Source organism: Roseovarius salinarum (assembly GCF_002834145.1).
GTDB lineage: Bacteria > Pseudomonadota > Alphaproteobacteria > Rhodobacterales > Rhodobacteraceae > Roseovarius > Roseovarius salinarum.
Map to the genome: position 1 here is coordinate 74046 of NZ_PHNT01000003.1, position 12176 is coordinate 86221.

Consider the following 12176-nt stretch of genomic DNA (forward strand, 5'->3'; position numbering starts at 1 on the left):
TTTTCTTGGTGTGGCCACAGCGGCCCGCGCGCAGGACGTCACGCTGACGTCGCGTGACGGGGATGTCGAGATCTCGGGCGACCTGCTGGGTTTCGACGGCGAGTTCTACCGCGTGGAAACCATCTATGGCGAATTGACGGTGGACGGATCCGGTGTGCTTTGCGAAGGGCCGGGGTGTCCCAACCTCGAGCACTACGTCGCGCGCACCACGATTTCCGGCGCCCCGGCGATGGGGCGGGTTCTGATGCCGGCGCTGATCGAGGCCTTCGCGCTGCGTCGGGGCATGAGAAGCCGGCGCGAAAACCTTGGCCCGGGCCGGTTCCGCTATGTCCTGTCGGACAGCGAAAGCGGTCGGGAGGTCGGTCGCTTCTCCGTTCGCATGACCGACAGCGAGGAAGGATTCGCCGATCTGCTGGCCAACGAGGCCGATATCGTCATGTCGCGCCGACCCGTGCGCGACGACGAACTGCAACGCTTCCGCGAAGCCGGCGTCGGGGATCTGTCGGAGGCGGCGCGCAGCCGTGTCCTGGCGCTGGACGCCCTCGTGCCGCTTGTCGCGCCGGACAATCCTGTCGCGCAGATCGGCCTTTCCGAACTCGCGGGCGTACTTGCCGGAGAGGTAGAGAACTGGAAGGCTCTGGCGCCAGACAAGGCGCCGGACGCACCCATCGACGTACATCTCGCCGAGGCCCAGTCGGGCCTTGGGCAGGCCGTCAGGGATCAGCTCCTGACCCCTGGGGGCGGCGGCGCCACGCCTTCGGCGAACCGGCACGAGGCGGCGCGGGAGGTTGCGGCCGCGGTCGTCGGCGATCCCTTCGCGCTGGGGGTCGGAACATTGTCGGCGTCGGGAAGCGCGCGGAAGCTGGCGCTTGACGGGGGCTGTGGCCAACGCCTTCGCGCCACGCGGCAGACGGTCAAGACCGAGGACTACCCGCTGACGGCGCCGCTGTTTCTTTACACGCCCGCCCGTCGGTTTCCCAAGCTGGTGCGCGAATTCCTTGCGTTCGCGACGTCTCCCGAGGCGCAGATGGTCATCCGCCGCGCCGGTTTCGTCGACCAGGCGCCCGAGGAAATCCCGATTGCTGCGCAGGGCCGCCGGCTGGCCAATGCGGTTTCCAACGCCGGGACCGAGATCAACCTCATCGAACTCAAGCGCATGATCCGTGTTCTTTCTCCGCTGCAGCGTTTGACGACCACCTTCCGGTTCGAGGCCGGGTCGGTGCAGCTCGACCCGCAGTCACGCTCCAATGTGCTTCGGCTGGCGCGGGCGCTGGAGCGCGGCACCTTCGACACGCGGCGCCTGGTCTTCGTCGGTTTCAGCGACGGCGCCGGGCCGACGAGGGCCAACCGCAGGATTTCACGGCGGCGGGCCGAGGCGGTGCGCGAGGCGGTGCTGGCGGCCGCGACGACGGCCGACACGGACCGGCTCGAGATCAGCACCGAAGCTTTCGGCGAGGCCATGCCGATGGCCTGCGACGACAATGCCTGGGGCCGGCGGATCAACCGGCGGGTCGAGATCTGGGTGCGCTAGAGGTATCCCGCTGCCCTGAAACTGACCTCGCATGCCTTTCCGATCACCAGGTGGTCGTGAAGGGCGAGTCCCAGTGCCTTGGCGGCCTCCTCGATCTGCCGGGTCATGGCGATGTCCGCCTCTGACGGCGTCGGGTCACCGGACGGATGGTTGTGAACAAGGATCAGCGCGCTGGCGTTGAGTTGCAGCGCGCGCTTGACCACTTCGCGCGGGTAGACGGGCACATGGTCGACGGTGCCGCGCGCCTGTTCCTCGTCAGCGATCAGCACGTTCTTCCGGTCGAGGTAGAAGACCCGGAACTGTTCGGTGTCGCGATGGGCCATCGCGGTGTGGCAGTAATCCAGAAGCGCATCCCACGACGAGATGACCTGCCGGCGCATCACCCGCGCGCGCGACAGCCTGTGCGCGGCGGCCTCGACGATCTTGAGTTCGCAGATCACCGCGGGGCCGACGCCCGGTTCGGCGGCAAGCTGGTCGTTCGGGGCCGAGAGAACGCCGTTGAAATCGCCGAAGCGGTCCAGCAACTGGCGCGCCAGCGGCTTGACATCGCGCCGCGGAATGGCGCGGAAGAGCACCAGTTCGAGCAGTTCGTAGTCGGGCACCGCCCGCGCCCCGCCCGACAGGAACCTGTCGCGCAACCGTTGCCGGTGATCGCGGAGATAGGAGGGCGGCCGGGCGGCGGCCGCCGGGGCCGCCTGCACCGCGGCTTTATCCGGCGCGAACAGCGGCAGGGGCGTTTCGTCGAAAGCGCGGCGGCGTGACATGGCCCGAGCGTGCCGCCGCGCGGTTGACCAATCGTTAACGCCGACCCGCGCGGCTCAGAAAAGCAGCCCCCAGACGATCGGCAGCAACAATGCCGTCGCCAGGGCGTTGAGGCCCATGGCCAGGCCGGAAAAGGCGCCCGCCGTTTCGTTGACCTGCAACGCGCGGGCGGTGCCGATGCCATGACTGGCCGTGCCGATGGCCAGTCCGCGCGCCTTCCAGTCGCGCACGCCGATCAGGTCGAGCAGATACGGCCCGGCCATGGCACCGAGAATGCCGGTGACAATGACGATCACGGCCGTCAGCGACGGCAGGCCGCCGATCTGTTCGGCGATCGCCATGGCAACCGGTGCCGTCACCGATTTCGGTGCAAGGGAGGCAAGGATCGCTTCGGTTCCCCCCAGCGCCCAGCCGACACCCACCGCCGACAGAATTGCCGTCAGCGACCCGCACAGCAGGCTGGCGCCGATAGCGACCGCGGATTGCCGCACATGGTGCCATTGCCTGTAGAGCGGCACGGCCAGCGACACGGTTGCCGGGCCCAGCAGGAAATGCACGAACTGCGCGCCCTCGAAGTAGGTGGCGTAATCGGTGCCGGTGGCCAGCAGAACCAGCACCACGAGGATGACTGCCCCGAGAACGGGGTTCAGCAGCGGGCGGCGTCCGCCCTTTTCGAACACCCAAGTCGCGGCCTGGAAGGCCAGCAGCGTCAGGGTGAGGTGAAACAGCGGCGACGCGCTGAGGTAGACCCATGTTTCCTGCAGGTCAGGCATCCCTGCCCCCGCGCGTGAGCCAGCGCATCAGCAGGGCCGTGACCGCGATGGCCAGCAGCGTGCTGGCGATCAGCGCCCCGCCCAACGGCAGCAGCCCTTCACCCAGCAACCGGAAATGCAGGATGACGCCGGCGCCGGCCGGCACGAAGAGCAGCGACATGGCGCTCAGCAGGCCGTCCGCCGTGCGTTCCAGATCCTCGGGCGCAGAGCCGCGCACCATCAGGTAACACAGGAGCAGCACCATGCCGACGACCGGTCCGGGGACCGGCAGGGCGAAGACGCCGGTGAGCGTCTCCCCGACCAGTTGGCAGGCGAAAATCAGTGTCAGATATGGCAACATGGCGACCTCCCGTCTTGTGTCTCGGGCCGAGCCTTCTTGGCCCGGCCCGAGGGATCAAGGAAAAAGGGCAGCCGCAAAAAGGAAACACCTGCCGCGCGCGAGCGTTGGCAGGTGTTCCGGCATCCATGCTGCGCAGGTCGCGCGTCAGCTTTTCATGCTGTCCCAGAAGGACTTTATCGACGACAGGAAGCTGTTGCTTTCGGGGTTGTTGTCTTCGGACATGCCCTCGAATTCGCGCAGCAGCTCCTTCTGGCGACTGGTGAGGTTCACCGGCGTCTCGACGGCCAGTTCGATGAACATGTCGCCGTGGCCACCGCCGCGCAGCGCCGGCATCCCCTTGTTGCGCAGCCGCATCTGGCGGCCCGACTGGCTTCCGGCCGGGATCTTCACCCGGCTGCGTCCGCCGTCGATCGTGGGGACCTCGATGTCGCCGCCAAGCGCCGCGGTTGTCATCGACACCGGCACGCGACAGAAAAGGTTGGTGTCCTCGCGTTCGAAGATCTCGTGGCGGGCCACGTCGATGAAGATGTAGAGATCGCCCGGCGGGCCGCCGCGCATGCCGGCTTCGCCCTCGCCGGCAAGACGGATCCGCGTGCCGGTCTCGACGCCTGCGGGGATGTTGACCGACAGTGTCCGTTCCTTTTCGACACGCCCGTTGCCACCACAGGTACGGCACGGGTTCTTGACGATCTGGCCCATGCCCGAACACGTCGGGCAGGTGCGTTCCACGGTGAAGAATCCCTGCTGCGCGCGCACCTTGCCCATTCCCGAACAGGTGGGACAGGCCGTGGGTTCCGCGCCGCCTTCGGCGCCGGAGCCGTCGCAGGACTCGCAGGGCACGGCGGTGGGCACCGTGATGGATTTCTGGAGGCCGGTGTAGGCCTCCTCGAGCGTGACACGCAGGTTGTACCGCAGGTCGGAGCCGCGTGCGGCCCGGTTGCGGCCGCCGCCCGCGCGGGCGCCCATGAAATCGCCGAAGAGATCGTCGAACACGTCCGAGAACGCGCTGGCGAAATCGCCCTGGCCGGGTCCAAAGCCGCCGCCCGGGCGTGCGCCGCCGCCCATGCCGCCCTCGAACGCCTCGTGGCCGAACCGGTCGTAGGCCGCCCGCTTGTCGGCATCCTTGAGCACGTCGTAGGCCTCACCGGCCTCCTTGAACTCCGCCTCCGCGTTCGGGTTGTCGCCGTTGCGGTCGGGGTGCAGTTCCTTCGCCTTGCGGCGGTAGGCTTTCTTGATCTCGTCGGCCGAGGCGTTCCGTGAGACGCCGAGCACCTCGTAGTAGTCGCGTTTGGCCATCGAAGAGCTCCCTGGTTTAAGCGCGACGAAGCCGGCCCGATGGGGGGCCGGCTCCGCGGAACCTGTCGGACGCGTCAGCCGCGCTTGTCGTCGTCCAGATCCTCGAAGTCGGCATCGACGATATCCTCGTCACTCGAGGACTCACCTTCGCCCGTCTCCTTCGGCTCTTCCTGGCCCTCTTCCTGGCCGGCCTTGTAGATGGCCTCGCCAAGCTTCATGGAAGCCTCGGTCAGGTTCTGGATACCGGCCTTGATCTTCTCGGCATCGTCCTTCTCGAGTTCCTCCTTGAGGGCCGAAACCGCCAGCTCGATCGCCTCGACGGTCGAGGGGTCGACCTTGTCGGAATGTTCCTCGAGCGACTTCTCGGTCGAGTCGATCAGGCTTTCGGCCTGGTTCTTCGTCTCGATGAGTTCCTTGCGCTTCTTGTCTTCCTCGGCATGCTCCTCGGCGTCCTTGACCATGCGTTCGATCTCGCTCTCGTCGAGGCCGCCGGACGCCTGGATGGTGATCTTCTGTTCCTTGCCGGTGCCCTTGTCCTTGGCCGACACGTTCACGATGCCGTTGGCGTCGATGTCGAAGGTCACCTCGATCTGGGGCATGCCGCGCGGCGCCGGCGGAATGTCCTCGAGGTTGAACTGGCCGAGCAGCTTGTTGTCGGCCGCCATCTCGCGTTCACCCTGGAAGACCCGGATCGTCACCGCGCTCTGGTTGTCCTCGGCGGTCGAGAAGATCTGGGACTTGTTCGTCGGGATCGTGGTGTTGCGGTCGATCAGCCGGGTAAACACGCCGCCCAGCGTCTCGATGCCGAGGCTCAGCGGCGTCACGTCGAGCAGGACAACGTCCTTCACGTCGCCCTGGAGCACGCCGGCCTGGATCGCGGCGCCCATTGCCACGACCTCGTCGGGGTTCACGCCCTTGTGCGGCTCCTTGCCGAAGAACTTGGTGACTTCCTCGACGACCTTGGGCATGCGGGTCTGCCCGCCGACGAGCACGATCTCGTCAACGTCGTCCGCCTTGATGCCCGCGTCCTTCAGAGCGGCCTTGCAGGGGTCGATGGACTGCTTGATGAGGTCGCTCACCAGGCTTTCCAGCTTGGCGCGCGTCAGTTTCATCACCATGTGCAGCGGTTGGCCGGTGGCGCTGTCCATCGAGATGAACGGCTGGTTGATCTCGGTCTGGCTGGAGCTGGACAGCTCGATCTTGGCCTTTTCCGCCGCTTCCTTGAGGCGCTGCAGGGCCATCTTGTCCTGCGTCAGGTCGATGCCGTGCTCTTTCTTGAACTCCTCGGCGAGGTAGTTGACGATCCGCATGTCGAAGTCCTCGCCGCCGAGGAACGTGTCCCCGTTGGTGGCTTTCACTTCGAACAGGCCTTCGTCGATCTCGAGGATCGTGATGTCGAAGGTGCCGCCACCAAGGTCATACACGGCGATGGTGTGCGATTCGTCCTTGTCCAGGCCATAGGCCAGCGCGGCCGCCGTCGGCTCGTTGATGATGCGCAGAACCTCGAGCCCGGCGATCTTGCCGGCATCCTTGGTGGCCTGGCGTTGCGCGTCGTTGAAATAGGCCGGCACGGTGATGACCGCCTGCGTGACCTCTTCGCCGAGGTAGCTTTCGGCGGTTTCCTTCATCTTGCCGAGGATGAAGGCGGAAATCTGCGCCGGCGAGAACTTTTCACCCTTGGCTTCCACCCAGGCGTCGCCCTGACCGCCATCGACGATCTTGAACGGCATGTTCTTGTTGTCCTTGGCGAGATCCGAGTCGTCCACCCGGCGCCCGATCAGGCGCTTGACGCCGAAGATCGTGTTTTCGGGGTTGGTGACGGCCTGACGCTTGGCCGGCTGGCCGACGAGGCGTTCGTCGTCGGTGAAGGCAACGATCGAGGGTGTGGTGCGCGACCCTTCCGCGTTCTCGATGACGCGGGCCTGGCTGCCATCCATGATGGCGACGCAGCTGTTCGTGGTACCCAGGTCAATGCCGATGACTTTGGACATGTTTTTCAATCCCTTCTTCTTGAGGCGACATCGGGGGCCCGACCCGTTTCGGCATCGGTGCCCCGAATTGTTTGCGGCCGGGTGCACCCTGACCGCGTTTCCGGCGTATATAGGCAGACCGCCCAAGGCCTGCAAGCCGGCGTCTTGCGCCGATCTTGCAAATTCCGTCCGGTTCCATGACCTGTAGAGATAACAGGAGGAAGCCCATGGTCACGCCGAGTTTCCGCCTGCGCGGATTCGACATCCACAAGGAATTCCTCGACCGCGAGGCGCAGGTGGCGCTGCTGGACGATCTGCGTGACGTGGTCGCGCGTGCGCCCCTTTTCTCGCCGCGAACGCCTCGGGGCAAGCCGATGTCGGTGCGAATGACATCCGCCGGCACCTACGGCTGGTATTCCGACGGCGCGGGCTACCGCTACGAACGCCGCCACCCCGACGGGCAGCCCTGGCCGCCGATTCCGGAACGGGTGCAGGCGATCTGGTCGGCGCTGGTATCGCCCAACCGGGGGCCGGATTGCTGCCTTGTCAATTTCTATGACGCCAGGGCCCGCATGGGGTTGCACCAGGATCGAGACGAGGCCGATTTCTCGTGGCCGGTGCTGTCGGTGTCGCTGGGCGATGATGCGCTGTTCCGTATCGGCAACGCCACGCGGGGCGGAAAGACGGAATCGCTTTGGCTCCATTCGGGGGACGTGGTCGTCATGGGCGGCGATGCACGCCTGACCTACCACGGCGTTGACAGGATCCGGCCCGGGACCTCGACGCTGCTGCCCGACGGCGGCCGGATCAACCTCACGCTGCGGGTGGTCGACTGACAGGGGCCCGGGCGCGCGTGCGCCTCAACGGCGCGCTTCCCAGCTGGGTGATGCGTGCTGCCTTGTATAGAACTCGCCCATCATGCCGATCACGATCATCACCGTGCCGACGATAAGGGGATATTCGATGCTGGTGTAGCGTGGGAAATAGTTGACGAACACGAAACCGCGGCACTGGTCGATAAGGTGGAACAGCGGGTTCCAGTCGAACATCGCCAGCATGAAGCCCGGCAGCGTGTTCACCACGAACATCTTTCCGGAGGCGATCATGTTCGCCCGGCGGTACACCGTCTGGAAGATTTCCACGAACCGCGGAAACCAGGGTTTGAGAGCCAGCAGAACCAGCCCCAGCGCGAGCCCCGTGAACCATGCCCCGAGAAACATGCCGAACGCCGGGAACGGTTGATGGATTTCGAAGGGCGTGAAGGCGACGTGATAGATGAAAAGGATCAGGAACAGCGTCAGTACCTGGATGTAGAGCGATCCCAGCGCTGCCGCGGAAATCGAAATGATCGTGTTCATCGGCGCGTGCTTCATCATCGCCGATGTCGGCCCCTCCGACCCCACGACCGCGCCCAGCGTCTTGACGTGCGTCAGGTAGAGGAAGATCCCCGACATGAGGTAGATCAGGAAATCGCCGCGCAGGGCGGCTCCCTTCAACCCGAGGATCGAGAACATCACGTAGAAGGCCGCGACGAAGATCACGGCCTGCAAGATGTTGAAAAGGATCGCCAGCAGCGCGTTGTTGTGCGTCTTCCGCACCTCGCGGACGGTGGCGTGATAGATCAGTTCGCCGATCGACGCAGCGGACTGAAGCGCGGTTTTTCGGCGGATCTGCTGAAACATGTCACCCTGCGCTGCGGCCTGCCCGGATTATCGCAAGAACGTCTTGCCGTTTTGTTGTTGCCCCATCATAAGGGGCGCCGGGCAATTCTTCAACTGCGGGCCACGCCAGGCCCGCCGGCAAGCAGGACGCATCAATTGGATTATCAAGACCTTGAAAGGGAAATGCGCCGCCTCGCCCTGGAGGCCGGCGACCGGATCATGGAGATCTACGATGCCGACGATTTCGGTGTGCGCGCCAAGGCGGATGAAAGCCCCGTTACCGAGGCCGACGAAGCCGCGGACGAAATCATTTCCGCCGGTTTGACCGCGGCTTTCCCGGGTGTGCCGCTGGTGACCGAGGAACAGGCGGCCTCGCACGACCTGGCGGCCGAGACGTTCCTGATCGTGGACCCGCTTGACGGAACGAAGGAATTCGTCAACCGGCGGGGCGATTTCACGGTCAACATCGCCTACGTCGAGAACGGCGAACCGATGCGCGGGCTGGTGTATGCGCCGGCGCGGCAGCGCATGTTCTACACCACCGCCGACGGCCGGGCCGTCGAGGAGGCCGGCCCTTTCGACAAGTGCACCATCGGAGAGCGGCGCCCGATTTCTGTGGGTGAGCCGGACAACGATTCCCTGATGGTGGTGGCCAGCAAATCGCACCGCGATGCCGCCACCGACGATTACATCGGCAAGTACAACGTGCGCGACATGACAAGCGCCGGCTCGTCGCTGAAGTTCTGCCTCGTCGCGACCGGTGAGGCCGACCTTTATCCGCGCCTGGGTCGCACAATGGAATGGGACACCGCCGCCGGTCAGGCCGTGCTGCGCGCCGCGGGCGGCCGCGTGGTGCGGTTCGACACGCATGAGCCGCTGACGTACGGAAAGGCGGGCCATGCCAACCCGTTCTTCATTGCCCATGCACCGGGGGTGACGCTGCAGGTGCCGTGATGTCCGTGCTCGTCGTCATCCCGGCGCGCTATGCGTCCTCGCGCTATCCGGGCAAGCCGCTCGCGATGCTGACCGGCGCGACCGGCACGGCCAGAAGCCTGATCGAGCGCTCGTGGGAAGCCGCGTGCCGGGTGACCGGCGTGGACCGCGTCGTGGTGGCGACCGACGACGATCGCATCCGCGCGGCCTGCGATCGGTTCGGCGCGGAGGTCGTGATGACATCGCCCGACTGTGCCAACGGGACCGAGCGCTGCGCCGAGGCGCACGCTGCGCTGGGCGGGGACCATGACGTCGTTGTCAACCTGCAGGGCGATGCCCCGCTGACGCCCGCCTGGTTCGTCGAGGAGCTTGTCGCCGGCCTGCGCGCCGACACCGGTGCCGATGTCGCCACGCCGGTTCTGCGGTGCGACGGTGCCGCGCTTTCGGGGTTCCGCGAGGACCGCCGGCACGGGCGCGTCGGAGGGACGACCGCGGTCTTCGACCGGAACCGGCGCGCGCTCTACTTCTCGAAGGAAGTGATCCCCTACACGGCGGATGTCTATGGGCCCGAAGCGCCGACGCCGGTGTTTCACCACGTGGGCGTCTATGCCTACCGCCCCGCGGCATTGGCCGGGTATCCGGAGTGGGCGCCCGGGCCGCTCGAGGCGCTGGAAGGGCTTGAGCAGTTGCGGTTCCTCGAACGCGGTCAAACGGTCCTGTGCGTCGAGGTCGAGGCGCGTGGCCGGCAATTCTGGGAACTCAACAATCCCGAGGACATCGGCCGTATCGAGGACATGATGGCGGGCATGAACATGCCCTGAGACACGCCTGGGCGGCGCATGGCCAGATGCCGTCACGCGATTGCCGCCTTGCGTCAGTTTTCCCGTCTTGGAAACGGCGTGTTTTGTCGATATTGGGGAGGCAAGGGGTGACGTCCCCGCGATCGCCGCCAGGCCATTTCGGCTGATCCGTCGGAGCGATCAGAATTTTGGTCACAGGACCCGGAGCGCATTATGCAGAACAAGGTGACGAAGGCGATTTTGCCGGTTGCGGGTCTGGGGACCCGTTTTCTTCCGGCGACGAAGTCGGTACCCAAGGAGATCATGACGCTGGTGGACCGTCCGCTGGTCCAGTATGCGATCGACGAGGCGCGCGCGGCGGGGATCAAGGAATTCATCTTCGTGACGTCGCGCGGCAAGGGGGCGCTGGAGGATTACTTCGACGCGGCGCCGCAGCTCGAGCAGCAGCTTCGCCAGAAGGGCAAGGACGCGCTTCTCGATCTTCTCAAGTCGACGAACATGGACAGCGGCGAGGTGGCCTACCTGCGCCAGCACAAGCCGCTGGGGCTGGGCCACGCGGTGTGGTGCGCGCGGCGCCTGATCGCGAACGAGCCCTTCGCGGTGATCCTGCCCGACGACGTGATCGCGGCCGAGCAGCCGTGCCTTGCGCAGATGGTCGAGGCGCACGCCGAGACGGGGGGCAACATGGTCGCGGCGATGGAGGTTCCGGAGGCGCGGACGTCGTCCTACGGCATTCTCGACGTGGCCGAGGACATGGGCTCGGTGGTGTCGACGCGCGGGATGGTCGAGAAGCCGGCGGCGGGCGAGGCGCCGTCGAACCTTGCGGTGATCGGGCGCTACATCCTGACGCCCAGGGTGCTTCAGAAGCTCAACCGGAAGAAGGCGGGCGCGGGCGGCGAGATCCAGCTGACCGACGCGATCGCGGACGCGCGCGACGACGGCGACGACGTCTGGGGCTACCGCTTCCGCGGCGAGCGGTTCGACTGCGGCTCGAAGGCGGGCTTCCTGCAGGCGACGGTGGCCTTCGCGCTGGCCCGCGACGACCTGCGCGACGACCTCGCCCGCTACCTCGCCGAGGTCGTCAACGCCGACCGCGCCGCGCAGTGAACCCGACGGGGCCGGGCATGCAGAAGGTTCTGGTCACCGGGGGCGCGGGATACATCGGCAGCCACGCCTGCAAGGCGCTGGCCGCGGCGGGCTACCTGCCGGTGACCTACGACAACCTGTCGACGGGCTGGGCGGAGGCGGTCCGGTTCGGCCCGCTCGAACGCGGCGACCTGACCGACCGGGCGCGCCTCGACGCGGTTTTCGCCCGGCACGCGCCGGTTGCCGTGATGCATTTCGCTGCCCTCAGCCAGGTGGGCGAGGCGATGCGGGAACCTGCACTCTACTGGCGCAACAACCTGTGCGGGTCACTCACGCTGGCCGAGGCCGCGGCGGCGGCCGGTTGCCGGGATTTCGTTTTTTCCTCCACCTGCGCCGTCTACGGGGATCACGACGGGGTCACGCTGGACGAGGCGACACACCAGGCGCCGCTCAACGCCTATGGCGCGAGCAAGCGGGCGGTGGAGGACATGCTGCGTGACATGGGTGCGACGCACGGGCTGCGGACGGTCATCTTTCGTTATTTCAACGTGGCCGGCGCGGATACGGATGGCGATGTGGGCGAATGGCACATGCCCGAGACGCATCTGGTGCCGCTCGCGCTGGCCGCGGCGGCCGGTGACCGGGGCGCGCTGACGATCCACGGCACGGACTATCCCACGCCGGACGGAACCTGCATTCGCGATTACGTGCACGTCAGCGATCTGGTCGATGCGCACCTCTCGGGCCTCGCCCGGCTTCGGTCGGGGGGCGGCGGCGGCGTGTTCAACCTGGGCACCGGGCAGGGGTTTTCCGTCCGCGAGGTGATCGAGGAAGCCGGCCGCGTGACGGGCCGGCCCGTGCCGGTGACGGAAGGCCCGCGGCGCGACGGCGATTGCACGCGCCTGGTATCGGGGTCGGCGCAGGCTGCGACCGACCTCGGCTGGACGCCCGAACGCTCCGACCTCGAAACCATGATCGGCGACGCCTGGAGGTGGTACCGGGGCGGCGGATACGCGGGGTAAAG

General features: G+C 66.5%; 12 protein-coding genes. 6 read left to right on the forward strand and 6 right to left on the reverse strand.

Annotation, left to right across the window (positions count from 1 at the left end; translation table 11 throughout):
• The first annotated feature begins 10 nt into the window (after positions 1-10).
• On the forward strand, positions 11-1531 hold the full coding sequence (locus CEF10_RS04670) for a substrate-binding domain-containing protein (protein ID WP_232796402.1): 1521 nt from the start codon (positions 11-13) through the stop codon (positions 1529-1531).
• Here the strand turns inward: CEF10_RS04670 and radC are convergent.
• The 5 genes from radC to dnaK form a co-directional block, all read right to left on the reverse strand.
• Positions 1528-2295, reverse strand: a complete 768-nt coding sequence (gene radC / locus CEF10_RS04675) for a RadC family protein (protein WP_101066842.1) — start codon at positions 2293-2295, stop codon at positions 1528-1530. The two genes, CEF10_RS04670 and radC, sit on opposite strands and share 4 nt — an antisense overlap.
• Positions 2296-2349: 54 nt before the next feature.
• Positions 2350-3066, reverse strand: a complete 717-nt coding sequence (locus CEF10_RS04680) for an LrgB family protein (protein ID WP_101066844.1) — start codon at positions 3064-3066, stop codon at positions 2350-2352.
• The gene (locus CEF10_RS04685; protein ID WP_101066846.1) at positions 3059-3406 is read right to left on the reverse strand and encodes a CidA/LrgA family protein; all 348 of its coding nucleotides are present in this window, start codon (positions 3404-3406) and stop codon (positions 3059-3061) included. The genes CEF10_RS04680 and CEF10_RS04685 overlap by 8 nt, the downstream gene beginning before the upstream one ends.
• A 144-nt stretch (positions 3407-3550) precedes the next feature.
• Entirely contained in the window at positions 3551-4702 is a 1152-nt protein-coding gene (dnaJ, locus tag CEF10_RS04690; protein ID WP_101066848.1) for a molecular chaperone DnaJ, read from the reverse strand.
• Positions 4703-4776: 74 nt separating this feature from the next.
• Positions 4777-6693, reverse strand: coding sequence for a molecular chaperone DnaK (dnaK, locus tag CEF10_RS04695; protein ID WP_101066850.1), 1917 nt, complete (start codon positions 6691-6693; stop codon positions 4777-4779).
• 206 nt (positions 6694-6899) lie between these two features.
• On the opposite strand from dnaK, the gene CEF10_RS04700 reads away from it, so the two are divergent.
• Positions 6900-7508, forward strand: a complete 609-nt coding sequence (locus tag CEF10_RS04700) for an alpha-ketoglutarate-dependent dioxygenase AlkB family protein (protein ID WP_101066852.1) — start codon at positions 6900-6902, stop codon at positions 7506-7508.
• Between the two features lie 24 nt (positions 7509-7532).
• On the opposite strand, the gene CEF10_RS04705 is transcribed toward CEF10_RS04700, so the two are convergent.
• Positions 7533-8354: an ABC transporter permease gene (locus CEF10_RS04705; RefSeq protein ID WP_101066854.1), complete on the reverse strand. Its 822-nt coding sequence runs from the start codon at positions 8352-8354 to the stop codon at positions 7533-7535.
• Between the two features lie 162 nt (positions 8355-8516).
• Between CEF10_RS04705 and cysQ the strand changes: the two genes are divergently transcribed.
• The 4 genes from cysQ to galE all read left to right on the forward strand — a co-directional run bounded on the left by cysQ (position 8517) and on the right by galE (position 12174).
• Positions 8517-9287: a 3'(2'),5'-bisphosphate nucleotidase CysQ gene (gene cysQ / locus CEF10_RS04710; RefSeq protein WP_408638415.1), complete on the forward strand. Its 771-nt coding sequence runs from the start codon at positions 8517-8519 to the stop codon at positions 9285-9287.
• Entirely contained in the window at positions 9287-10087 is an 801-nt protein-coding gene (locus tag CEF10_RS04715; RefSeq protein ID WP_101066858.1) for a 3-deoxy-manno-octulosonate cytidylyltransferase, read from the forward strand. The genes cysQ and CEF10_RS04715 overlap by 1 nt, the downstream gene beginning before the upstream one ends.
• A gap of 192 nt (positions 10088-10279) precedes the next feature.
• Complete coding sequence (locus CEF10_RS04720) at positions 10280-11173, forward strand: UTP--glucose-1-phosphate uridylyltransferase (RefSeq protein ID WP_101066860.1); 894 nt, start codon at positions 10280-10282, stop codon at positions 11171-11173.
• 17 nt (positions 11174-11190) lie between these two features.
• On the forward strand, positions 11191-12174 hold the full coding sequence (gene galE, locus CEF10_RS04725) for a UDP-glucose 4-epimerase GalE (protein WP_101066862.1): 984 nt from the start codon (positions 11191-11193) through the stop codon (positions 12172-12174).
• Positions 12175-12176: the final 2 nt, after the last annotated feature.